Origin of the sequence: Sinomonas flava (assembly GCF_039531875.1) — a bacterium.
In the GTDB taxonomy this organism is placed as follows: domain Bacteria; phylum Actinomycetota; class Actinomycetes; order Actinomycetales; family Micrococcaceae; genus Sinomonas; species Sinomonas flava.
Genome location: NZ_BAAAQW010000003.1, coordinates 984,997 through 1,007,293 on the forward strand (window position 1 = coordinate 984,997; position 22,297 = coordinate 1,007,293).

19 protein-coding genes are annotated in these 22,297 nt (G+C 71.0%); 3 read left to right on the forward strand and 16 right to left on the reverse strand.

Annotation, left to right across the window (positions count from 1 at the left end):
* Positions 1-21: 21 nt before the first annotated feature.
* Positions 22-1,518: a catalase gene (locus tag ABD298_RS07205; protein ID WP_344298947.1), complete on the forward strand. Its 1,497-nt coding sequence runs from the start codon at positions 22-24 to the stop codon at positions 1,516-1,518.
* A 79-nt stretch (positions 1,519-1,597) separates the two neighbouring features.
* Here ABD298_RS07205 and ABD298_RS07210 read toward each other — a convergent pair whose 3' ends face one another.
* From ABD298_RS07210 to ABD298_RS07225, 4 genes are all read right to left on the reverse strand, one after another.
* Entirely contained in the window at positions 1,598-2,197 is a 600-nt protein-coding gene (locus ABD298_RS07210) for a TetR/AcrR family transcriptional regulator (protein WP_344298949.1), read from the reverse strand.
* Between the two features lie 86 nt (positions 2,198-2,283).
* Positions 2,284-3,801: an APC family permease gene (locus ABD298_RS07215; RefSeq protein ID WP_344298950.1), complete on the reverse strand. Its 1,518-nt coding sequence runs from the start codon at positions 3,799-3,801 to the stop codon at positions 2,284-2,286.
* A 105-nt stretch (positions 3,802-3,906) separates the two neighbouring features.
* Complete coding sequence (locus ABD298_RS07220; RefSeq protein ID WP_344298952.1) at positions 3,907-4,893, reverse strand: hypothetical protein; 987 nt, start codon at positions 4,891-4,893, stop codon at positions 3,907-3,909.
* A 113-nt stretch (positions 4,894-5,006) separates the two neighbouring features.
* The gene (locus ABD298_RS07225; RefSeq protein ID WP_344298954.1) at positions 5,007-6,455 is read right to left on the reverse strand and encodes an FAD-dependent oxidoreductase; all 1,449 of its coding nucleotides are present in this window, start codon (positions 6,453-6,455) and stop codon (positions 5,007-5,009) included.
* A 129-nt stretch (positions 6,456-6,584) separates the two neighbouring features.
* Between ABD298_RS07225 and rarD the strand changes: the two genes are divergently transcribed.
* Positions 6,585-7,562, forward strand: a complete 978-nt coding sequence (rarD, locus tag ABD298_RS07230; protein WP_425564338.1) for an EamA family transporter RarD — start codon at positions 6,585-6,587, stop codon at positions 7,560-7,562.
* A gap of 39 nt (positions 7,563-7,601) precedes the next feature.
* Here rarD and ABD298_RS07235 read toward each other — a convergent pair whose 3' ends face one another.
* The 4 genes from ABD298_RS07235 to gabT form a co-directional block, all read right to left on the reverse strand.
* Positions 7,602-8,390 (reverse strand): hypothetical protein, encoded by a 789-nt coding sequence (locus ABD298_RS07235; RefSeq protein ID WP_344298955.1) that lies wholly within the window; start codon positions 8,388-8,390, stop codon positions 7,602-7,604.
* 90 nt (positions 8,391-8,480) lie between these two features.
* Positions 8,481-8,726 carry a hypothetical protein gene (locus ABD298_RS07240; RefSeq protein ID WP_344298956.1) on the reverse strand — a complete coding sequence of 82 codons (246 nt, stop codon included), beginning with the start codon at positions 8,724-8,726 and terminating at the stop codon, positions 8,481-8,483.
* A 10-nt stretch (positions 8,727-8,736) separates the two neighbouring features.
* Positions 8,737-9,612, reverse strand: a complete 876-nt coding sequence (locus ABD298_RS07245) for a universal stress protein (protein WP_344298957.1) — start codon at positions 9,610-9,612, stop codon at positions 8,737-8,739.
* 108 nt (positions 9,613-9,720) lie between these two features.
* Positions 9,721-11,082, reverse strand: a complete 1,362-nt coding sequence (gene gabT, locus ABD298_RS07250) for a 4-aminobutyrate--2-oxoglutarate transaminase (RefSeq protein WP_344298958.1) — start codon at positions 11,080-11,082, stop codon at positions 9,721-9,723.
* Positions 11,083-11,206: 124 nt separating this feature from the next.
* On the opposite strand from gabT, the gene ABD298_RS07255 reads away from it, so the two are divergent.
* Positions 11,207-12,640, forward strand: a complete 1,434-nt coding sequence (locus ABD298_RS07255) for a PucR family transcriptional regulator (protein WP_344298959.1) — start codon at positions 11,207-11,209, stop codon at positions 12,638-12,640.
* A 155-nt stretch (positions 12,641-12,795) separates the two neighbouring features.
* On the opposite strand, the gene ABD298_RS07260 is transcribed toward ABD298_RS07255, so the two are convergent.
* From ABD298_RS07260 to ABD298_RS07295, 8 genes are all read right to left on the reverse strand, one after another.
* Positions 12,796-14,262 (reverse strand): FAD-dependent oxidoreductase, encoded by a 1,467-nt coding sequence (locus ABD298_RS07260; RefSeq protein WP_344298960.1) that lies wholly within the window; start codon positions 14,260-14,262, stop codon positions 12,796-12,798.
* A gap of 67 nt (positions 14,263-14,329) precedes the next feature.
* Positions 14,330-15,580, reverse strand: coding sequence for a uroporphyrinogen-III C-methyltransferase (cobA, locus tag ABD298_RS07265; RefSeq protein ID WP_344298961.1), 1,251 nt, complete (start codon positions 15,578-15,580; stop codon positions 14,330-14,332).
* Positions 15,577-16,506 (reverse strand): ABC transporter permease, encoded by a 930-nt coding sequence (locus tag ABD298_RS07270; RefSeq protein WP_344298962.1) that lies wholly within the window; start codon positions 16,504-16,506, stop codon positions 15,577-15,579. Before ABD298_RS07270 ends, cobA begins: the two co-directional genes overlap by 4 nt.
* Positions 16,496-17,221 carry an ABC transporter ATP-binding protein gene (locus tag ABD298_RS07275; protein WP_344298963.1) on the reverse strand — a complete coding sequence of 242 codons (726 nt, stop codon included), beginning with the start codon at positions 17,219-17,221 and terminating at the stop codon, positions 16,496-16,498. Before ABD298_RS07275 ends, ABD298_RS07270 begins: the two co-directional genes overlap by 11 nt.
* Positions 17,218-18,405: an ABC transporter substrate-binding protein gene (locus ABD298_RS07280; protein WP_344298964.1), complete on the reverse strand. Its 1,188-nt coding sequence runs from the start codon at positions 18,403-18,405 to the stop codon at positions 17,218-17,220. The genes ABD298_RS07275 and ABD298_RS07280 overlap by 4 nt, the downstream gene beginning before the upstream one ends.
* Before the next feature lie 277 nt (positions 18,406-18,682).
* Positions 18,683-20,923, reverse strand: coding sequence for a catalase/peroxidase HPI (gene katG, locus ABD298_RS07285; RefSeq protein WP_344298965.1), 2,241 nt, complete (start codon positions 20,921-20,923; stop codon positions 18,683-18,685).
* A 188-nt stretch (positions 20,924-21,111) separates the two neighbouring features.
* Positions 21,112-22,044 carry a homocysteine S-methyltransferase gene (gene mmuM, locus ABD298_RS07290; RefSeq protein WP_344298966.1) on the reverse strand — a complete coding sequence of 311 codons (933 nt, stop codon included), beginning with the start codon at positions 22,042-22,044 and terminating at the stop codon, positions 21,112-21,114.
* Between the two features lie 20 nt (positions 22,045-22,064).
* Positions 22,065-22,244 carry a DUF4097 family beta strand repeat-containing protein gene (locus ABD298_RS07295; protein WP_344298967.1) on the reverse strand — a complete coding sequence of 60 codons (180 nt, stop codon included), beginning with the start codon at positions 22,242-22,244 and terminating at the stop codon, positions 22,065-22,067.
* Between the last annotated feature and the right edge of the window lie 53 nt (positions 22,245-22,297).

Consider the following 22,297-nt stretch of genomic DNA (forward strand, 5'->3'; position numbering starts at 1 on the left):
AGCGCCTCGAGAAGGAGAGACATGACGCTCAACTACTCCACCACCCAGTCCGGGGCGCCGGTCGTCTCGGACGCCCACGCTCAGTCCGTCGGCGCCGACGGTGCGATCATCCTCACCGACCACTACCTGGTCGAGAAGCTCGCGCAGTTCAACCGCGAGCGCGTCCCGGAGCGCGTCGTCCACGCCAAGGGCGGCGGGGCGTTCGGCGTCTTCAAGACCACTGAGGACGTCTCGGCGTACACGAAGGCCGCGTTCCTGCAGCCCGGCGAAGAGACCGAGATGCTCATCCGCTTCTCCTCGGTGGCCGGCGAGAACGGCTCCCCCGACACCTGGCGCGACCCGCGCGGCTTCGCGGTGAAGTTCTACACGAGCGAGGGCAACTACGACCTCGTCGGCAACAACACCCCGGTGTTCTTCATCCGCGACGGCATCAAGTTCCCCGACTTCATCCACTCCCAGAAGCGCCTCCCGGGCAGCCACCTGCGCGACGCCGACATGCAGTGGGACTTCTGGACCCTCTCCCCCGAGTCCGCGCACCAGGTCACCTGGCTCATGGGCGACCGGGGCCTCCCGAAGACCTGGCGCCACATGCAGGGCTACGGCTCGCACACCTACCAGTGGATCAACGCCGAGGGCGAGCGCTTCTGGGTGAAGTACCACTTCCACACGAACCAGGGCGTCGAGAACCTCACCGGCGAGGAGGCCGAGCGCCTGGCCGGCGAGAACGCCGACTACTACATCCAGGACCTCTACGAGAACATCGCCGAGGGCAACTTCCCCAGCTGGGACCTCTTCGTCCAGGTCATGCCGTACGAGGACGCCAAGACGTACCGCTACAACCCGTTCGACCTGACCAAGGTCTGGTCCAAGAAGGACTACCCGCTCATCAAGGTCGGCACGATGGAGCTCAACCGGAACCCGGAGAACTACTTCGCGCAGATCGAGCAGGCCGCCTTCGCGCCGTCGAACTTCGTCCCGGGCATCGCCGCCTCGCCGGACAAGATGCTCCAGGCGCGCATCTTCTCCTACGCGGACGCGCACCGCTACCGCGTGGGCACGAACCACGCGCAGCTGCCGGTCAACGCCCCGAAGAACGAGGTCCGCAACTACAGCCAGGACGGCGCGGGGCGCATCACCTTCAACTCCCCGAGCACCCCGGTGTACGCGCCGAACTCCGTGGGCGGCCCCGCCGCGATCGAGCCCACTGAAGCTGCCGGCGGCGTCGGCGGCGGCTGGGAGAACGACGGCGCGCTGACCCTCGCCGCGCACTCGCTCCACGCCGAGGACGGCGACTTCGTCCAGCCGGGCATCCTCTACCGCGAGGTGTTCGACGACGGCGAGCGCGCCCGCTTCCTCTCCACCATCGCCGGGGCGGTCGGGGGCGTGAAGAGCCCGGAGATCAAGGAGCGCGCGATCCAGTACTGGACGAACGTCGACTCCGAGCTGGGCGCCAAGCTCCGGGTGGAGCTCGGCCGCCAGGACGTCTCCCAGGCAGAGGCGGCCAACAAGGTCGGCTGACGCCTCAGACGCTGAAGGGGCGCCGTGCACTGTGCACGGGGCCCCATTGCGTCCGCGGGCAGGCCGCCGGACGCGGCGCTCAGGACGCGGCGCTGCGGGCCGGTGCCGAGAGCTGCTGCACGAAGGCCACGGCGATGAGGTCGAAGGACTCCAGGACGGCGCGGCGCTCGCCGGTGATGACGAAGTCGTACAGGAGCCCCATGATCGCGCCGACGTAGGTGCGGGCAATCGACGCAGCCTGTGCCGCGGGAACTCCCTGCGACACGAGCCAGCCAGCCAGGAAGGCCCGCCAGTGCTCGTAGGCGTCCACCCCTGCCCTGCGCGGGTTCTCGGCCACGACATCCTGCACCGACGCCTCGAACTCGAGGCGCTGCAGGTGCCGCCCGCGGTGGTCGAGCGAGAGCTCGAACGCGCGGCGCGCCCACGCGACGAGGTCCGCCCGGCCGGTCCGAGGGATGCCGTCGGCCTCGATGCTCTGGAAGCGCTGGGCGATCCCGCGGATGATCTCACCCACGAGCTGGTCGCGGTTGCCGAAGTGGTAGACGAGGACGTAGCTGCTGATGCCGAGTCCCTCGGCGAGTCGACGGAACGTCAGGTCAGCGAGCGTCGAATCCAGCAGATAGTCAAGGATCTGCTCGAGGAGCTCCTGCTTGCGTTCCGGCCGTGGAGGTCGTGCCATGCCTCTATCCTAGACAGGAACGATCACCTTTGTGACAGATCCTGCAAAACGAGTCGTAGTCCAGCTCCCATTCGCCGGGGTCAGCCCTAGCCCCGCGCTTCCGACTGCTGCGTGACGGCGTCCCTCTCGCGCGAGAAGCGCTCGTTCAGCCGCGAGTGCCGCTGCCCGTAGAGGAAGTAGATCGCAAGGCCCACGACAAGCCAGACCGCGAAGTAGATCCAGGTCTCCACCGCGAGGTTCGTCATGAGGTAGAGGCACAGGATCGCCGAGACCACCGGCACGACCTTGCCGAACGGGACCCGGAACGCGGGCTTGAGGTCGGGGCGCTTCCGGCGCAGCACGAGGATGCCCAGGCTGACGACGACGAACGCCGAGAGCGTCCCGATGTTGATCATCTCCTCGAGCACGTCCACGTTGGTCAGGCCTGCGACCAGGGCGACCGCCGCGCCGCAGATGATCTGCAGGCGGGCCGGGGTCGCGCGCTTCTCGCTCGTCACCGAGAGGGCACGGGGAAGCAGCCCGTCGCGGCTCATCGCGAGGATCACCCGGGCCAGGCCCATGAGGAGGACCATGATGACGGTCGTGAGGCCCACGAGCGAGCCGAAGGCGATGACCTTGGCAGCGTCCGTGTTGCCGACAGCCTCGAAGGCCGTGGTCAGAGTCGGCGCCTTCGCCTCGGCGAGCGTGGTGTAGGGCACCATGCCGGTGAGCGCGAGCGAGACGAGGATGTACAGGAGCGTCACGAGCGCGAGGCCGCCGAAGATGCCGCGCGGCAGGGTCTTCTGGGGGTTCTTGACCTCTTCGGCGCTCGTGGCCACGACGTCGAAGCCGATGAACGCGAAGAAGACGAGCGCGGCGCCGCCGAACACGCCGAAGAGCCCGTACTGGGCAGGCGCGGAGCCGGTGAGGAAGGAGAAGAGCGACTGCTGGAGGACCTCTGTCCCGCCAGTGCCCTTCGTGGCGACGGCGTCGGGGATGAACGGGGCGTAGTTCTCGGCCTTGACGTAGAAGAAGCCGACCACGATCACGAACAGCACGACGGCGACCTTGATCACGGTGAACACGTTCCCCACGCGAGCCGAGAGCTTGGTGCCGAGCACGAGGAGGACCGTGAAGATCGCGACGATGAGGAACGGGCCCCACACGAGCTCGACCGGCCCGAGCTGGATGCTCGGGGGGACGTCGAGTCCGGCGAGCGAGAACACCTTGCTGAGGTAGATGCCCCAGTACTTGGCGATCACCGCGGCGGCCGTGAAGAGCTCGAGGATGAGGTTCCACCCGATGATCCAGGCGAGGAGCTCGCCCATGGTGGCGTAGGTGAAGACGTACGCCGATCCCGCCACGGGGATCGCGGTGGCGAATTCGGCGTAGCACATGATGGCCAGGGCGCAGGTGACGGCGGCGATGGCGAAGGACAGCGTCACGGCGGGACCGGCGAAGTTCGCGGCGGCCTTGGCGCCCACGGAGAAGATCCCGGCGCCGACGGCGACGGCGACGCCCAGGATCATGAGGTCCCACGTGCTCAGGGACCGCTTGAGTCGGCGGCCGGGCTCGTGCGAATCGGCGATCGTGGTCTCGATCGGCTTCGTTCGGAGGATCTGCATACCAGACTCCTGCTGTTCAGGGGGATGACACAAACCCGTCAACTGTACGCGTCCAGCACGCGAGACCTTCAGAACGTCTCAGCATGCGAGACATCGGGGGCGTGGTCAGCCCCCGGCGGCCGGAGACCCGAAGGTCACGGGCGCGGCGGCGCCAACCATTGCAGCCGTCGCGGAGATGCCGTCCCGCGACTGCTCCGGAGCACTCCACAGGACCCTGACCGGCGGCAGCGCGCCGCCGGTCACCACACCGGCATGCCTGCACTCGACGTCCCCCGGCCTCTCGGCCTGGCAGGTCCAGCCCTCGGTGCTCACCGCCATGGGGCCGGTCGCTCCCGCAGGGTACACGATGGAGAGCGTCACCGTGGCTGGCGGCCGCTGGTCCCCGGCCGGATCCGCGAAGACGCTGAAGGTGTCGGTCCGGATGCCGGTGGCGGCGTCCCAGGCCTGCACGAGGGTGCCGGAGAGGACGTAGGAGGGGCTGGCCGTCGGGGTCGGTGGCGGCGCCGTGCTCGGGGGTGACGCACCCGGCTCGGTAGTCGTCGGGGTCGGCGCGGCAGAGGCAAGTGGGGGTACGGGCGTTCCTCCGCCCGACGGCGGTCCGGCAGGCTCGGTGGGCGACGACGGCGCGCCCGTCTGCGCCGCGGTGGGCGATGGTGATGCAGCGGCCTCCGCGGTGGCCGGCGCTGTCGGGGCTGCCGAGGGCATGGCAGCCGCGGCGGGCGGCGCGGCCGGCGGCACGGGGCCGGGCGGCGCTGCCTTGGCCGGCAGTTCGGGCAGGGAGATCCCCGGGAGCGCGTCAGGCGTCATCGTGCTGGAGGGATCGGGGACGATGGTCGGTGCCACGGCGGGCACGGGGGCTCCCACGATGGTCGGCGCGTCGACCGCGGGGACGGCCTGCGGCGTCGGGCTCCCCTGACGCGGCCCGCTGGCCAGGGCGACGGCGATCACGGCCGCCCCCAGCGCGCCGGCGAGGACCGCGCTGCCGACCTCAGCCCTCCAGCGGGCGCGGCGGAGCCGCGCGCGGACGCCGGAGGCGCCTGCCGCGGGGGACTCCGCGGCTGCGCCGCTTCCGTGCCGGGCGGTCGCTGCCATCGGCGCGTCCTTCCCCCGGTCTCTTCCGCGGACTGCGGCAGAGGTTAGAGCCGATTCTAAGCCCCGGCGGAGCGGGCGTTACCCCCTCGGTGCAGGACCGCTCCGCGGGCGGATCAGCCGACGTTCTTGCGCGAGATGCGCACCATGTCCTCGCGCGGCACCACCTTGACCCGCTCCCGGAGGATCCGCTCGCCCTCGGCCCCGGTCTGGCCGTCGGCTGCCTGTTCGGCCCAGGCCTGGCCGAGGGCCCGCTCATGGGCGTCGAGCTCGTTCCAGCCGGCCCACGTGGTGTACTCGATGCCCCGTTCCTCGAGCAGCGCGATGATCGCGTGCTCGTCGGGGTTCTCGGCGGGCGGCAGGGAGTCCCGATCCTCGAGGAGGCAGCCGATGGTCTCCAGCGCGTCGCCCTTGGTGTGGCCGATGAGGCCCACCGGCCCGCGCTTGATCCACCCAGTCGTGTAGATGCCCACCAGCGGGTTGCCCTCCTCGTCGAGGACGCGCCCGCCCTCGTTGGGGATCACGCCGCGGCGCTCGTCGAAATGGATCTCGGCGAGCTCGGACCCGCGGTACCCGATGGCCCGGTACACCGCCTGCACCGGGTAGTCCTCGTACGTTCCGGTCCCGCGGACGTTGCCGGTGCCGTCGAGCTCCATGCGCTCGAAGCGGATCCCTGCCACCTTCCCCGGCGTCTCGGGCGAATCGTAGATCTCCACCGGGCTCTGCAGGAAGTGAAGGTGCAGGCGGCGGGACGCCCCCGTGTCCTGGTCCTCCGCAATCCAGTTGGCGAGCGTGTTGACCATGGTCTTGACCTGGTTGTTCGTCTTGATCGCTTCGTCGGAGGCGTCGTCGAACTCGAAGTCCTCGGGGTAGAGGACGATGTCCACGTCGCGCGAGTGCGAGAGCTCGCGCAGCTCGAGAGGGGTGAACTTCACCTGGGCCGGACCGCGGCGGCCGAACACGTGCACGTCGGTGACCGGGCTGGCCTTGAGGGCGCGGTAGACGTTGTCCGGGATCTCGGTCACGAGCAGGTCGTCGGCATGCTTCGAGAGCATCCGGGCGACGTCGAGGGCCACGTTGCCGTTGCCGATGACCGCGACCTCCTTCGCCGTCAGCGGCCAGTCGCGGGGGACGTCCGGGTGGCCGTCGTACCACGAGACGAAGTCCGCGCCGCCGAAGGAGCCCTCGAGCTCGACGCCCGGGATCTCGAGCGGTGCGTCCTTGAGCGCGCCCGTCGCAAAGATCACGGCGTCGTAGAAGCCGCGGAAGTCCTTCAGCGTGAGGTCCCGCCCGTAGGTGACATTGCCGATGAAGCGGATGTCGCCCCGGTCCAGGACCTTGTGCAGCGCGTTCACGATGCCCTTGATGCGGGGATGGTCCGGCGCCACGCCGTAGCGGATCAGCCCGTACGGCGCCGGGTACTGGTCGAACAGGTCGATGCTGACCTCGACGTCGCCGTCCTTGACCTCGTTCGACTTGGTCAGTATGTCCGCCGCGTACACCCCGGCTGGGCCGGCGCCGATGATGGCGACGCGCAGCGGGCGGGAAGCGGGAGCCTCAGGCACTTCAGTTCCTTCCGGACGGGATGCAGGCGGCGGCGGACCGCGCACAACGCCCCAGTCTAGTTCCCAGCGTTCACCGGCGCTTCACACGTCGCGGGGAATAGGTGAGTGACCCTGTATGTTGTCGCGCGAGTGACCGAAAAGCAGATCGCCGACTCCCCCGCGCCCACCAGGCCCTCTGACGCCGCAGTGGGGTCCCGCCCAGCGAAGTCCGCCGGCCTGCTCTTCGGCATCGGAGCCTATGGCCTCTGGGGCCTGCTTCCGCTCTACTTCATCACCCTCGCACCCGCCGGACCGGTGGAGATCGTCGCAGACCGGGTGCTCTTCTCCCTCGTCGTCTGCTTCGCGCTCATCGCGGTCATGCGCTCGTGGCGCGCACTCGGGACCGCATTCGGCAATGGCCGCGTGTTCGGCCCGCTGGCGCTCGCGGCGGCACTCATCGCCGTCAACTGGCTCACGTACACGTTCGGGGTGCTCAACGGCCAAGCGATCGAGGCGGCCCTCGGGTACTTCATCAATCCGCTCGTCTCCGTGCTGCTCGGCGTGCTCATCCTCAAGGAGCGGCTGCGGCCCCTCCAGTGGGCGGCCGTCGGAATCGGCACACTCGCCGTCGTCGTGCTCACCGTCGCCTATGGGCAGGTGCCATGGATCGCGCTGATCCTCGCCTTCAGCTTCGGCTTCTACGGGCTCGTGAAGAACCGCGTCGGCTCGAAGGTCGACGCCGTCACGAGCCTCACGGTTGAGACGGTCGTGCTCGCGCCCCTCGCGGCAGGCGTGGTCGTGTGGCTCGCGGCCGCCGGGACGCTGACGCTCACGGGGAACGGGGCCGGACACTTCTGGCTGCTCGCCGCAAGCGGCATCATCACCGCGACCCCGCTCCTCTTCTTCGGCGCCGCGGCCCGCCGGCTGCCGATGACCACGGTCGGCCTCCTGCAGTACATCGCGCCCCTGACCCAGTTCGTCCTCGCGGTGACCGTCCTCGGCGAGCACATGCCGGCGGAGCGGTGGGTCGGCTTCGGGATCGTGTGGCTCGCCCTTGCGGCCCTCACCGCGGACATGCTCCTCGTGTCCCGTCGCCGCCGGACGGCACTGCGCTCCCGCGCGGCCTGAGCCGGCGCAGGACGGACCCTCGGCGGCCGGCCCCGAGCATCAGCGCTGCGTGTGCCGCCTGCGCACCGGACCGAGGTCCCGGTGATCCGCGCTCAGCTCCCGGAACAGCAGCATCGAGATGACCGTGTGCGCTGCGAGGTATACGGCTGCTGCCCCCGCGCCGACGAGTGCCACCGCGAGCGTGGCTCCGCCGGCCACGAACGTGATGAGCGCAGCGAGGACCGCGGTGACCATGGTGTTGAAGCACAGCAGGAAGAACGCGGTGCTGGACACGGCGTGCAGCACCACCGGTCGCCGCGCGCCGAGCGTGTAGGTCGCGATCACGCCCAGGTGGTCGTCCGAGGCGGACGTCACGAACGCCTCCTCGATGCCGGGAGCCAGGTCCCGGTACGCGGCGCGCAGGCGGTTCATCCCCGCGATCAGCAGGTGGTCCTCCTGGCTGCCGATCGTGACCCGGAGCAGGGTCAGCGTGCCGAGCACCAGGATCACCGAGGCGAGTCCGATCGCCATGACCCAGAAGCCCCCGCCGAATCCCGTCCCTTGCGCGACGAGCGCGAGCACCACGAGGGCCGCCGAGGAGACGGTGAGGTGGATGCTGATGCGGCTCATGAGCTCGCTCCAGAGCATGCTCCGCGTGCCGAGCAGGCTCCAGTGCTCCGTGGCGAGGATCTGGGCAACCACCGCCGGCGGCGCCTTGGCCACGCTCGGGGTCTGGGCTGCGTCCGGGGTCTGGGCTGCATCCGGGGTCTGGGCGGCGGGCTGCTCGGACCGGACAGCGGGAAGGGGACCCGGAGGAGGAGGGGCGACGGCGCGGGGTTCAGCGCTCATGCTCCATGGTCGTCCCGTCACCCGGACCCCGTAAAGCCCGGGCCGTGCGCGCTCCCCCGGGCGCACGACGGCGGCGGCGAGCCGAGCGCGTCAGGGCGCGGGCGGCGTCGTGCGCACCACCACGGAGGCGAGCCGAACATCTGCCGAGGCGCGGACCATGCGGACGATGACGGCGGGATCGACGACCTCGCGGACCAGACGGTCGAGGTCCTCGGTGGCGGCTCCCTCCGCTTCCGCGTCGACGTCCGGGACGATGCCGGTGGAGCGCGGATCGGTGGGGGCGGCTTCGCCCTCGGTGCCGGGCGCCGCCGTCGTGATCCGAGCCGCGAAGTCCATCGCGCCCGCCCTAGCCGAGCGGGTGGGACTCGACGCGCTCGTAGTCGCGGGGCACCACGACCATCGGGACAGGCAGCGAGCGGAGGACCTTGTTCGCGGTGGACCCGAGGAACAGCTGGTTCTTCTGCGCGAGCCGGCTCGAGCCGACGATGACGATCTCGCCGTCGAGCCAGTCGATGCTGTCCACGGCATCCTCGAAGGTGCGCCCGTGCGCCACCTCCACGGTGGCCTCGTGGCCTTCGGGGAGCCGGTGCGCGGCCTCGGTGAGCACAGTGTTCGCGTGCCGGTGGGCGGCGTTGATGTTCTCCCCGAAGTCGTCCGCCCGCGCGTCCAGCTCGACGAGGGAGACGAAGCGCAGTGGCACGTTGCGGCGCCCGGCCGCGATGAGGGCGACCTCGACCGCGGCCTCCGCGCCTTCCCGGCGACCGATGAACGCGGTGATCCGCTCGAGGGGGTCGGTGTGGTGGAACCCGCGGGGCGCGAGCGCGACCGGGACGGGGGATGCGTGGAGGAGCGCGTTTGCGACCGAGCCCACGGTGTAGCGCTTGAAGAGGCCGTTGCTCGCGGCCCCGATGACGATGAGCGCGGCCTCGAACTCGACCGCGGCCTCGATGAGGGTCGCGGCGAAGGAGTGGCCCTGCCGGAGGTGGAAGCGGGCCTCGACGTCGGCCGGGACGAGCGCCAGCGCCTCGGTCTGTGCCTGGAGCGCCTGCTGCTGCTCGGCGCTGAGCTTCTTGCCGTCCTCGTTCACCTCGGCGAACGGCACGTCCTCGCCGAGCACGAGCATGAGGTCCAGCGAGGCGCCCTGCGCGCGGGCGACCGCGACGCCCAGGGCCACCGCGTCTGCGCCGCGATGGTCCGGCTGGTATCCGACAACGTAACGCATGGGCCACCCTCCGTGGTCGAGTCACGGCAGACGGCGAGGGCGCCCGGATGCCAGGGCGCCCTCGTCCGGCCTGCGGCTGATACCGCAGACTCTACCGGTGATCGCGGCTCAGGCGACGGAGCGGATCGCTGCCTCGAGCACGTCGAGGCCGTCGTTGAGCAGCTCGTCGTTGATGACGAGCGGCGGCAGGAGGCGGATCACGTTGCCGTAGGTGCCGCAGGTGAGGATGATGACACCCTCTTTGAGGCAGTACTCGGCGATCTTCTTCGTCGTCTCGGCGTCGGGCTGCTTGTCACCGGAGGCGCTGCCGGACTTCACGAACTCCAGGGCGAGCATGGCGCCGCGGCCGCGGAGGTCGCCGATGATGTTCTTCTCGCCGAGCTCGGTCTGGAGCCTGCCGAAGCGCTCCCTGACGATGGCCTCGATCTCGCGGGCGCGGCCGCGCAGGTCCTGCGAGTCCATCGTCTCGATGGCCGCGAGCGCAGCAGCGCAGGCGACCGGGTTGCCGCCGTAGGTGCCGCCGAGGCCGCCGCCGTGCACGGCGTCGAGCAGCTCCGCGCGGCCCGTCACGGCAGAGAGCGGCATGCCGCCAGCGATGCCCTTGGCGGTGGTGATGAGGTCAGGGACCACGCCCTCGTGCTGCACCGCGAACCACTCTCCGGTGCGGGCGAAGCCCGACTGGACCTCGTCCGCGATGAAGACGATGCCGTTCTCCTTGGCGAACTCGGCGAGGCGCGGCAGGAAGCCGTCCGCCGGGACGATGAAGCCGCCCTCGCCCTGGATGGGCTCGACGATGATCGCGGCGACTTGGTCCGCGCCGATCTGCTTGCTGATCATGAGGATGGCGCGCTCGGCGGCCTCCTTGCCCGTGATCTGGGCATTCTCCTCGCGGAACGGGTAGCTCATCGGGGCGCGGTAGACCTCGGGCGCGAACGGGCCGAAGCCGTGCTTGTAGGGCATCGCCTTGGCCGTCAGGCCCATCGTGAGGTTGGTGCGGCCGTGGTAGGCGTGGTCGAACGCGACGACGGCGTTGCGGCCCGTGGCGACACGGGCGATCTTGATCGCGTTCTCGACGGCCTCGGCGCCCGAGTTGAACAGGACGGTGCGCTTGGCGTGGTCACCCGGGGTGAGCTCGTTGAGCTTCTCGGCCACAGCGACATAGCCCTCGTACGGGGAGACCATGAAGCAGGTGTGCGTGAAGTGCTCGACCTGCTCCTTCACCGCACCCACGACGGCGGCGTCGGACGCGCCCACCGTCGTCACCGCGATGCCCGAGCCGAGGTCGATGAAGGAGTTGCCGTCGACGTCGTGGATGATGCCGCCGTCGGCATCGGCGACGTAGACCGGGACGGACGAGGCGACACCGGCGGCGACAGCGTTGGCGCGGCGGGCCGCGAGCTCGAGCGACTTCGGGCCGGGGAAGTCGGCAAGGACCTTGCGCTTCTGCTCGAGGCGGTACTGGATATCCATGGGTGCAGTTCCTTTCGTCCGTTCAAAAGTATGCGAGCGGCGACACAGAGTGAATGGCCGATCGCACCAGTTCATCGAACAGCCGTAGTGCGATCGGCCAGCACGAAACCCTATCGTTGTGACCATGGCCCTGACCCTCGCCGCCCTCCTCGCACGCCCCAGCCTGGGGCTCCGCCTCGCCGGCTCCGCGACCGCGACGCTCGAGCAGGAGATCCAGTGGGTCGCCGTCACCGAGCTCGAGAATCCGGCGCCGTTCCTGACCGGCGGCGAGCTGGTCCTCACCACCGGCGTCAGGCAGCGCACCGCCGTCGACCAGCGGAGGTTCGTGCGCGTCCTGCAGCGGGCGGGGGCACTCGGCATCGGGTTCGGCGTGCGCCTCGGGCACGACGAGATCCCCCCGGCGCTCATCGCGGAGGCGAACCGGTGGGGCCTGCCCGTGATCGAGGTGCCCTACCAGACCCCGTTCATGGCGATCGGCAAGCTCGTCGCGGACTCCCACTCGGCGGACCACTACGCGAGCCTCGAGCGGCTCATCGCCGGCCACCAGGTCCTGGCCCGCTCGCTCCTGACCGGCGGCGGCCTCGAGGACCTGCTCAAGCGGCTCGGGTCGATGCTCGGCACGGACCTCGTGCTCACCCAGTTCACGGCCCAGCTGTACTCCTCGAGCCCGGACGCCGGCGTGCCCTCGATGGACCGCTGGGTCGCCTACCCGATCCCGACAGGCCGCCGCGACGCGTGCACGCTGTGGGCCAAGAAGCCGTTCGAGGACACCGGCATCGTCTCCTACGCCCAGAACCTGATCAGCCTCGAGCTGAACAACCTCACGAAGCAGCGCGAGGCCCAGCGGGCCCTCGCCGGGCAGGTGATGAACGACGTCGTGCGCGGGACCCTCGAGCCGGACGAGGCCTCGCGGCGCCTCGCCGGGGTGGGCGTGAACTCGACCAAGCGGAACGTGGTCCTGCTCGCCGAGTCCGCAGCGCACCACAGGAACCTGCGCGGGACCACGCTCCCGGCCGCCCTCGACGGCGCCGTGAGCGCGATGGTGGACCGGGACCTCGTGGTCATCGTGGAGGACGACGGCGCCCGGGCGCCGAAGCTCGCCCGCCTCCTCGCCGACCACCTCACCGAGGCCGGGATCCACGCGACGACCGGGATCGGCGGGGCGTACACCAAGCCCAACGGGCTGCGCTGGAGCTACTTCGAGGCGAAGGAGGCCGCCGGGCGCGGGCTTGACGTCAACGAGCCGGAGCGGCTCAGCCTCACGTCGCTGCTGCTCGCGAGCGAGGACGTGCCGCTCGCCGACATGGCCGGGGAGGCGATCGGGCCGCTCGTGCGCTTCGACACGCAGCATGGAGCTGAGCTCGTGCACACGCTCGAGACGTACCTGGCTCACAACGGGTCCGTGGCGCAGGTGGCGGAGGAGCTCAACCTGCACCGGAACACTGTCCGGTATCGGCTCGGGCAGATCGCCGAGCTCACCGGGTACGACCCGGCGGTCACCGCCGACCGCGTCCAGCTGTACCTGGCCCTCGCGGTGCGGAAGATCGCCAAGGCCTGATCCGGGCCTCCCACTCCCCCCTCTGCCGCCGAGGTCACCCCCTGTGCCGCCGAGGTCACCCCCTCTGCCGCCGAGGTCACCCCCTGTGGAGCGCCAATAGCTGGCACGGGGTGACCTCACGGCCACACGGGGTGACCTCGGCGGTGGTGGTGGGGTCAGCTGGGGATGGCTGCCCCGTTGGAGATCTGTACCATCTCCTCGCGGGAGACGACCTTGACGCGCTCGCGCGCCACCTCGCCCTTGTGCGTCACAGCCGGGGCAGCGGCGGCGCCGAGGGCCTTCTCGTGGGCGTCGAGGGCGATCCAGCCCTCCCACGTCGTGAACTCGACGCCGCGCGACGCAAGCAGCTCCGTCACCGAGTCCTCGGCGGGCTCGTCGGCGACGGGAAGGTCCTCGCGGGCGTCGAGCAGGTGCCCGATGGTCTCGAGGGCATCGCCCTTGGTGTGGCCGATGAGGCCCACCGGCCCGCGCTTGATCCAGCCGGTCGCGTAGACGCCCGGCACGAACGCGCCGTCGGCACCCAGGACGCGGCCGCCGTCGTTCGGGACGACGCCGCGACGGTGGTCGAACTCGAGGTCCGGCAGGGACGAGCCGAAGTAGCCGATCGCGCGGTAGACAGCCTGGACGGGGTAGTCGGTGAACTCGCCGGTGCCACGGACGTTCCCTGTGCCGTCGAGCTCCTGGCGCTCGAAGCGGATCCCGGCAACCTTCCCCGGGGTCTCGGGCGAGTCGACTATCTCGACCGGGCTCTGCAGGAAGTGCAGGTGCAGGCGGCGGGACGCGGTGAGCTCGGAGGGGTCCTCGGGCTGCTCCGCGATCCAGTTGGTCAGGGTGCCGACCATGGTCTTGACCTGGTTGTTGCTCTGGATCTCGCGGTCCGAGGCGTCGTCGAACTCGAAGTCCTCCGGGTACAGCACGATGTCGACGTCGTGCGAGTGGGAGAGCTCGCGCAGCTCGAGCGGGGTGAACTTGACCTGCGCGGGGCCGCGGCGGCCGAACACGTGCACGTCCGTGACCGGGGACTCCTTGAGGATCCGGTAGACGCTGTCCGGGATCTCCGTCACGAGCAGCTCGTCGGCGTGCTTCGAGAGCACGCGCGCGACGTCGAGGGCCACGTTGCCGTTGCCGATGACGGCGATCTCCTTCGCCTCCAGCGGCCACTCGCGCGGCACGTCGGGGTGCCCGTCGTACCACGAGACGAAGTCGGCCGCCCCGAATGAGCCCTCGAGCTCGACGCCGGGGATGTTCAGGTCCGCGTCCTTGATGGCGCCGGTCGCGAAGATCACGGCGTCGTAGTGGCGCTGGAGATCCGCGAGCGCAAGGTCCGTGCCGTAGTCGACGTTGCCGAAGAAGCGGATGTCGCCCCGGTCGAGCACCTTGTGCAGCGCGTTGACGATCCCCTTGATCCTGGGGTGGTCCGGCGCCACGCCGTAGCGGATCAGGCCGTATGGCGCCGGGTAGCGGTCGAACAGGTCGATGCTCAGCGTGAGCTCCCCGGAGGAGACGGGGGCGCTCTTGGTCAGGAGGTCCGCTGCGTACACGCCGGCGGGGCCGGACCCGATGACGGCGATGCGGAGCGGGCGGGCGGCGGTGCCGCGGGGGTCAGGGGGGGTGTTCGACACTAGGTGGTTCCTTCGGTGTGGTGATCCATTGCTGAGCAGATGTCGTTATGGGTGCTCAGAACGACATCTACGGAGCAGTCGATGACAGGTGGGGGGCCCGGCGAAGGTCCGAGGGCGCGTACGGGCTCACGCGCACGACGTCGCCGATGACGATCACAGCCGGGTTCGCGACACCGACGGCGCGGGCCCGATCTACGATCGTACCCAGTGTCGCGATGGTGACGCGCTGCTCAGGCGTCCAGCCACGCTCGACGATCGCGACCGGCGTCGTGCCGGCGAGGCCGCGGGAGCGCAGGACGGCGACGGAGTCGGCGAGCCGGCGCACGCCCATGAGCAGGACGATCGTGTGGTCGGGCCGGGCAGGTAGCGCAGCGTCGGCCCGGAGCTCATCGTGGCCGGTTGCCACCGAGAAGCCGGTCGCGAGGCCCCGGTGCGTGACCGGGATCCCGGCGGCAGCGGGGACGGAGACGGCGCTCGTGACGCCAGGGACCACTTCGACGTCGACGCCGTGGCGCCGGCAGTACTCGGCCTCCTCGCCCCCGCGGCCCAGGACGTACGGGTCGCCGCCCTTGAGGCGCACGACGACGTTCCCCGCCGTGGCCTCGCGCACGAGGATCTCGTTGATCTCGTGCTGGGTGGCCTGGTGCGCGCCGGGGGCCTTGCCGACCTCGATGACGCGCACGGAGTCGGAGAGCTCGGCCAGGAGGCCGCGCGGGCCGAGGCGGTCGGCCACGACGACGTCGGCCTCGGCCAGGAGCTGGCGGCCGCGGACGGTGATGAGCCCCTCGGCGCCGGGGCCGCCGCCCACGAGGGACACGCGTCCTGCCGGGGAGGGAGCGCGGTGGCGGCGCAGCGGGAGCTTGCCCTCGCGGAGTGCCGCGACGATCGCGTCCTTGAGCGCCTTCGCCCGTCGCGGGTCTCCCCCGGCGTTCACGGCGACGGTGACGTCGTCGACCCGGGCGGTCGCAGGGGTCCACGCCGCGGAGGCCTCGTGGTCCGCGGCGTTGACGCACCAGATGCGGCGCTCCTCCGCCTCGGCGGCCACGCGGGTGTCCACGCCGGGCACCCCGGTCGCGGTCTGGACGAACCACACGCGGTCCAGGTCGCCGGTCTCGTACCCGCGGCGCACCCACGCGACGAGGCCCGCCTCTGCCAGGCGCACGACGTCGTGCCCCGCCTCGGGCGCCACGACGGTCACCTTCGCGCCGGCGTCGAGCAGGCCCTGCGCACGTCGCGCGGCGACCTTGCCGCCGCCGACCACGAGCACGTCCCGCCCGAGCAGCCGCAGCGAGGTGGGGTACAGGTCGATGCCGCTCATCGCGTGCCTCCTGCCAGGAGTCCGCGGCGCGTCAGCAGGCGCCGCTCGACGGGTCCGAACACGGCGAGCTCGATGAGGACACCGACGCCGAGGATGATGAGGATGGCGCTCATGACCACGCCCATGTCGCTCAGGGTCCGGCCCTGGTCGAGCAGGGAGCCGAGTCCGAAGCCCATCGTGCCGCCCACGGCGATGATCTCCGCAGCCATGAGGGAGCGCCACGAGAAGGCCCAGCCCTGCTTGAGCCCCGCGACGTAGCCGGGCAGGGCGGCGGGAAGGATGACCTGGAGCGCGAGCTCGGTGCGCGAGGCTCCGAGGACTGTCGCGACCCGTCGGTACTGCGGCGGCACCTGGTCGATGCCGGAGACGAGCCCATTGACGATCGAGGGGATCGCGCCCATGAGCACCACGAAGTACACCGTCGCGTCGGTGAGGCCGAACCAGATGATCGCCGCCGGGACCCATGCAACGGACGGGAGCACCTGGAGGCCCGAGATGAGCGGGCCGAACGCGCGGCGCAGGGTCTTGACCTGGCCGAGCAGCAGGCCGAGCGGGGTGGCGACGACGACGCTCACCGCGAAGCCGAGGAGGCCGCGCTGCAGCGACGTCCAGACCGACCCCTGCACCGTGCCCTCGGCCCAGAGCTGGGCGAGGGAGCCGAGGACGTCGAGCGGGCCGGGGACGAGGTCGCGGCGCTTGAGGCCGAGGCTGACGTACAGCTGCCACACGAGCAGCAGCACGACGACGGCCCCGAGGGGCAGGAGCGCCCGGCTCCAGTCGCGGCGCCGCCTGACAGTGTCGGACTGGAGCTCGTCGAGGCCGGCTTCGAGGGCACGGAGCTCGGCGGCGTCGACGGAGTCGACGGAGTCGACGGAGCCGACGGAAACGCCCGTGGGCTCCTTCTCGAGGGTGGAGTTACTTGCCATGGCGTGCGATCTCCTCGCGCAGTCGTGAGGTGAGCTGCCCGGTGAGGGCGGCGGCAGCGGCGGCGTCGTGCTTGGTCGCGCCGGGCACCGCCCACTCGGCGACGACTCTGCCGGGCCGAGACGAGAGGAGCAGTACCCGCTGGCCGAGGCGGACGGCCTCGCGGACGTTGTGGGTGACGAAGATGATGGTCCGTCCGGTCTCGCGCCAGATCCGGGTGAGCTCCTCGTGGAGGAGGTCGCGGGTGATGGCGTCGAGTGCCGCGAACGGCTCGTCCATGAGGAGCACCTGGCGGTCCTGCGAGAGCGCGCGGGCGAGCGCCACGCGCTGGCGCATGCCTCCGGAGAGCTCGTGCGGCCGCTTGTCGCCGGCCTCGCCGAGGTGGACCAGGTCGAGGAGCTCGACGGCGCGTGCCCGCCGCTCGGCCTTCGGGACGCCGCGGAGCCTGAGAGCGAGCTCGATGTTCCCGCGCGCAGTGAGCCACGGGTAGAGGGCGGCGTCCTGGAACATGAACGCCGCGCCGTCGGCCGGCACCTCGAGCGCGCCCGCGGTGGGCCGCTCGAGGCCGGCGATGATGTTCAGCAGCGTGGACTTGCCGCAGCCGGAGGCGCCCAGCAGCGCGACGAACTCGCCCTGGGCGATGCTCGCGTTCACACCGTCGAGGACGGGGGCGCCGTCGCCGAAGCGCTTGCCGAGGTTCTCGAGAAGTACGGTCATCGGGTGGCCTCCTCGGGCCGGTGCGGGTCGTCGAGCCAGTGCAGGTCGTCGAGCCAGTGCAGGTCGAAGAGTCCGGTGAGGTCGGCCTCCTTCGTGACGCCGGCGGTGACGCCGTCGTGGAGGAGCTTCGGGTACGCGCCGGCGAGCGGATCGGTCGTGAAGGTGATGTTGGCCAGGGCCCGCTCGATCACGTCGGCGGGGAGCTCGGCTCCGGAGGCTGACTTGAGCGCGGCGTTGACCGTGCTCGCCTTCTCGGCCGTGCTGGCCCTGCTGAGCCAGTCGACGGCGGCGACGTGGCCCTTCAGGAGCGCCTCGACGGTCTGGGGGTGCTCTGCGGCGAACGTCCTGTTGACGATGAGGACGGTGGTGGGGAAAAGCCCCGGCTTGCCCGTGCCGGTCCCGTCCCAGAGGTCCTTCTCGTCGACGAGCACCCTGGCGCCGGCCTGCAGCACGAGGCGGGACGCCCACGGCTCGGGCAGCCACGCGCCGTCGAGCTTCCCGTCCTGGAAGAGCTTGAGGGTCTGGGCGTTCTCGGTGGGATTGACGGTGACGTCTCCGCCGCCGTTCGGGGTCGTGGCCAGGCCCTTCGAGGCGAGGTAGGCGCGCAGGGCCACGTCCTGCGTCCCGCCGAGCTGCGGCGTGGCCAGGACCTTGCCCCTGAGCTGGTCGGGGGACGTGATCTCGGGCTTCACCACGAGCTGGGCGCCCCCGGCCGCCGCCCCGGCGATGACGGCGATGGACTGGCCGTTGCTCTTGACGAAGGAGTTGATGGCCGGGTTCGGACCGACGTAGGCGGCGTCGATCGCCCCCGCGTTGAGGGCCTCGATCGCTGCGGGGCCGGCGTTGAAGACCTGGGTGGCCAGGGTGCCGGTCCCGGCGGCCTTGAGCGCGTCGGCGACGAGCCCGTTCTGCACACCGACGAGCGCCGGGGCATGGGTGACGTTGCCGAAGTAGCCGAGCCGCAGCTGCGTGGCGGGCGTCCCGGCAGCGGCCGCGGACGCGGTCGGCTTCTCGCCCGGAGTCACGGCGGTCGCGATCGCGGCGGCCGCGCCGAGCAAAAGCACGACGGCGGCGGCGAGCCCGAGCTTGAACCCTCGCCCGCGCGTCGCCTCCCTCGCGGCGGAGTCGGCGGTGATGCGGATGGTGTCGGGGCGGCTGGCGGGCGTCTCGGTGCTCTGGGTCATGAGGCGGTCCTCGGTCTCTCGCAGGGTCGGCAGGTCTCGGGTGGGGCCTATCGACGAGCCCGACATCGGGGCGTGCCGGCCACGGTGCGGGTGCGGTCCTGCGGGATCATGCGTTCAAGCATGGACGCGGCGGGTTCCGCCGGCCAAGGGTCCGGTCACGGGCGTTCACGCTGCGTCACGCGGCGTCACAGACCGCCGCGGGGCGTCCCCGTCAGTGCCGCGGAAACGCGAGAGGCGCGGCCCCTGAAGGGACCGCGCCTCTCGCAGGCTGCGGGGATCAGCGGAGGTCGAAGCGGTCCGCTTCCATGACCTTGGTCCACGCCGCCACGAAGTCGTTCACGAACTTCTCCTTGGCGTCCTCGCTCGCGTAGACCTCGGAGAGGGCGCGGAGCTGGGAGTTGGAGCCGAAGATGAGGTCGACCGCAGTGGCCGTCCACTTCAGCTCGCCCGTGGAGACGTCGCGGATCTCGTAGACGTTCTCCTCGCTCTCCGAGGCCTTCCACTGGGTGCCCGGCGAGAGGAGGTTGACGAAGAAGTCATTCGTCAGGACCCCGGGCCGGTCGGTGAGGACGCCGTGCGCGGAGCCGCCGATGTTGCCGCCGAGCGCGCGCATGCCGCCCACGAGGGCCGTCATCTCCGGGGCGGACAGGCCCAGCATGTAGGCCTTGTCCACCAGCAGGGTCTCCGCCGGAACCTTCTCGCCAGCGCGGAGGTAGTTGCGGAACCCGTCGGCGCGCGGCTCGAGGTACGCCACCGACTGGACGTCGGTCTGCTCCTGGGTCGCGTCCGTGCGGCCCGGCCGGAAGGGAACCGTCACGTCGAAGCCGGCGTCACGGGCCCCCTTCTCGACCGCGGCACAGCCGCCGAGGACGATCAGGTCCGCGAGGGAGATCTTCTTCCCGCCCGTCTGCTCGTCGTTGAACTGCCGCTGCACGCCCTCGAGGGTCTGCAGCGCGGTGGCGAGCTGCTCCGGCTCGTTGACCTCCCAGCCGCGCTGCGGCTCGAGGCGGATCCGGGCGCCGTTGGCCCCGCCGCGGCGGTCGGTCTTGCGGTAGGTCGACGCCGAGGACCAGGCCGTCGCGATGAGCTGCTCGGGGGTGAGGCCGGAGTCGAGGAGCCGGGACTTGAGGGCGGCGATGTCGGCCTCGTCCACGAGCTCGTGGTCGACGGCCGGGACCGGGTCCTGCCACAGCTGCGGCTCCGGGACCCACGGCCCGAGCATGTGCGGGCCCACGGGGCCCATGTCGCGGTGGAGGAGCTTGTACCAGGCCTTGCCGAACGCGAGCGCGAACTCGTCCGGGTTCTCGAGGAAGCGGCGGCCGATCTTCTCGTACGTAGGATCCACGCGGAGCGAGAGGTCGGTCGTGAGCATCGTGGGCCGGTGCTTCTTCTCGGGGTCGAACGGGTCCGGGATAATCTCCGGCGCGTCCTTGGCGACCCACTGGTGGGCGCCCGCGGGGCTCTTGGTGAGCTCCCACTCGTAGCCGAAGAGGATCTCGAGGAAGCGGTTGCTCCACTGGGTCGGGCGGTCAGTCCAGGTGACCTCGAGGCCCGAGGTGATCGTGTCTCCGCCCTTGCCCGTGCCGTAGTTGCTGAGCCAGCCCAGCCCCTGGTTCTCGAGGTTCGCGCCCTCCGGCTCGGGGCCGACATGGGCGTCGGCCGGAGCCGCGCCATGGGTCTTGCCGAACGTGTGGCCGCCGGCGATGAGCGCGAAGGTCTCCTCGTCGTTCATCGCCATGCGCCCGAACGTCTCGCGGATGAACACCGCAGCCGCCGCAGGGTCCGGGTTGCCCTGGGGGCCCTCCGGGTTGACATAGATGAGGCCCATCTCGGTGGCGCCGACCACCGGGACCATCTCCTTCTCGCCGACATAGCGCTCGGGGCTCAGCCACGTGTCCTCGGTGCCCCAGAAGATCTCCTCGGGCTCCCACACATCCTCGCGGCCGAAGGCGAACCCGAAGGTCTCGAAGCCCATCGACTCGAGCGCGACGTTGCCGGCGAGGACGATGAGGTCGGCCCAGGAGATCTTCTGGCCGTACTTCTGCTTCACAGGCCACAGGAGGCGCCGGGCCTTGTCCAGGTTGGCGTTGTCCGGCCAGCTGTTCAGCGGCGCGAACCGCTGGGAGCCGTCGCCGGCACCGCCACGGCCGTCGAAGACGCGGTAGGTGCCCGCGGCGTGCCAGCTCAGGCGGATCATGAGCCCGCCATAGTGGCCGAAGTCGGCGGGCCACCAGTCCTGGGACGTGGTGAGCGCCGTCGCGATGTCCTGCTTGAGCGCCTCGACGTCCAGCTTGGCGAACTCGTCGCGGTAGCTGAAGTCCTCGCCGAGCGGGTTGCCGGCGGGGCTGTGGGCGTGGAGCACCGTCAGGTCGAGCTGGTTGGGCCACCAGTCCGAGTTCTTGCGCGGGCGGTGCGCCTTGGGCTTCGGCGAGTCGATCGCCGGGTTCTCGCTCTCGCTGCCGTGCGAGGTCACGCTGTCATGCGCGACAGGGCATCCGCCCTGCTGGCTCTCAGTCATTGCTTCCTTCCCTCCCCCGGGCCCGCCTCGGGACTCGGGCAACCGTCACGAATTCTGGCCCCTTGGAGCACGTCTGGTACGAGCACGGCGGCCGGAGGACGCTCTCGGAGAAGGTGCGGCCGCGGCGCCGTACTGTGCACCTCTGACGCTAGCAGTGAGGGGCGCAGGTCGTCTTGTTAGGTGTCCATTCATTGGACGGCCCGGGCGAGCGCGGCGATGTCCGCCGGCGTCGTGCGGCAGCACCCTCCCACGAGACGCGCCCCGAGGCCGAGCCACTCCCCTGCGCACGAGGCGAGCACGCCGGCGTCGTGCGCGGCGACCCAGGCCTTGGTGTCCGGGTCGTAGGGCTCCCCGGCATTCGGGTACACCACGAGGGGGAGGTCCGTGGACCGGGCCAAGTGCGCGAGCCCGCGGCTCGCCAGAGCGGGCGGGACGCAGTTGATGCCGACGGCGGCCAGCCCGGGGCGGCCAGCCAGCTCGCCGGCGAGCCTGCTCACCGGCGTGCCGTCGCTGAGGTGCTGGGCGTCGCGGAGGGTCACGCTGAGCCATGCCGTAGCGCCGAGCTCCCCGACGAGGTCCGCGAGCCCGAGGACCTCCTCGCCCGAGGGGATCGTCTCGCACGCGAGGACATCTGCCCCGGCCTCGAGCAGCGCCTCCGCCCGTGGCCGGTGGAACGCCAGGAACTGCCCCCGGGTGAGCCGGTAGTCGCCGCGGTACTCGGAACCGTCGGCGAGGTACGCGCCGTAGGGGCCCACGGACCCGGCGATGAAGAGCTCCGGCGACCCGGGCTGCTCGGCGAGGCGCCGCCGTCGTGCGCTGTCGGCGAGGCGGACGCTCAGGCGCACGACGTCGAGGGCCTCCTGAGCGCTGAGCCCTCGCCTCGTGAGGCCGGCCGGCGCGGCCTGGTAGCTCGCAGTGGTCGCGACGCGGGCGCCGGCGCGGAAGTAGTCGAGATGGACGGCCTCGATGGCCTCGGGCGCCTCGAAGAGGACCTTCGCGGACCACAGCGGGTCCGCGAGATCGAAGCCGCGGGCCTCGAGCTCGGTCGCGAGCCCGCCGTCGAGCACGAGGATCTCCCCCGCGGCGAGCGCGGCGGCGACAGGGTTCGGCGTGGCCTCCATGGGACGAGGCTAGTGCGCGCTCAGCGGTAGTGGACGCTGACGCTGCCGGAGCCGGTCTTGGCCTGGATGCGGTTGGGCGCCGTCGGGTCGGAGGCCACGTCGACCTGGCGGCTGCCCGAGCCGGTGTCCACGTCCACGGCGTAGGGGCCCTGCGGGACGCGGAGCGTGATGCTGCCGGCGTCGGCGCACCACGGCCGCAAGTCCCGTCTCTCCCATGCAGACGGCGCCCGCCACCTGCGACGGCGAGCGGGCG

Bases quoted from the DNA above. Each gene is read 5' to 3' on its own strand.
- ABD298_RS07270 (WP_344298962.1), bottom strand. From the start codon at position 16,506: ATGGCAAGTAACTCCACCCTCGAGAAGGAGCCCACGGGCGTTTCCGTC.
- ABD298_RS07240 (WP_344298956.1), bottom strand. From the start codon at position 8,726: ATGGACTTCGCGGCTCGGATCACGACGGCGGCGCCCGGCACCGAGGGC.
- ABD298_RS07275 (WP_344298963.1), bottom strand. From the start codon at position 17,221: ATGACCGTACTTCTCGAGAACCTCGGCAAGCGCTTCGGCGACGGCGCC.
- ABD298_RS07280 (WP_344298964.1), bottom strand. From the start codon at position 18,405: ATGACCCAGAGCACCGAGACGCCCGCCAGCCGCCCCGACACCATCCGC.
- ABD298_RS07245 (WP_344298957.1), bottom strand. From the start codon at position 9,612: ATGCGTTACGTTGTCGGATACCAGCCGGACCATCGCGGCGCAGACGCG.
- ABD298_RS07205 (WP_344298947.1), top strand. From the start codon at position 22: ATGACGCTCAACTACTCCACCACCCAGTCCGGGGCGCCGGTCGTCTCG.
- mmuM (WP_344298966.1), bottom strand. From the start codon at position 22,044: ATGGAGGCCACGCCGAACCCTGTCGCCGCCGCGCTCGCCGCGGGGGAG.
- ABD298_RS07215 (WP_344298950.1), bottom strand. From the start codon at position 3,801: ATGCAGATCCTCCGAACGAAGCCGATCGAGACCACGATCGCCGATTCG.
- cobA (WP_344298961.1), bottom strand. From the start codon at position 15,580: ATGAGCGGCATCGACCTGTACCCCACCTCGCTGCGGCTGCTCGGGCGG.
- ABD298_RS07220 (WP_344298952.1), bottom strand. From the start codon at position 4,893: ATGGCAGCGACCGCCCGGCACGGAAGCGGCGCAGCCGCGGAGTCCCCC.
- gabT (WP_344298958.1), bottom strand. From the start codon at position 11,082: ATGGATATCCAGTACCGCCTCGAGCAGAAGCGCAAGGTCCTTGCCGAC.
- katG (WP_344298965.1), bottom strand. From the start codon at position 20,923: ATGACTGAGAGCCAGCAGGGCGGATGCCCTGTCGCGCATGACAGCGTG.
- ABD298_RS07255 (WP_344298959.1), top strand. From the start codon at position 11,207: ATGGCCCTGACCCTCGCCGCCCTCCTCGCACGCCCCAGCCTGGGGCTC.
- ABD298_RS07210 (WP_344298949.1), bottom strand. From the start codon at position 2,197: ATGGCACGACCTCCACGGCCGGAACGCAAGCAGGAGCTCCTCGAGCAG.
- ABD298_RS07235 (WP_344298955.1), bottom strand. From the start codon at position 8,390: ATGAGCGCTGAACCCCGCGCCGTCGCCCCTCCTCCTCCGGGTCCCCTT.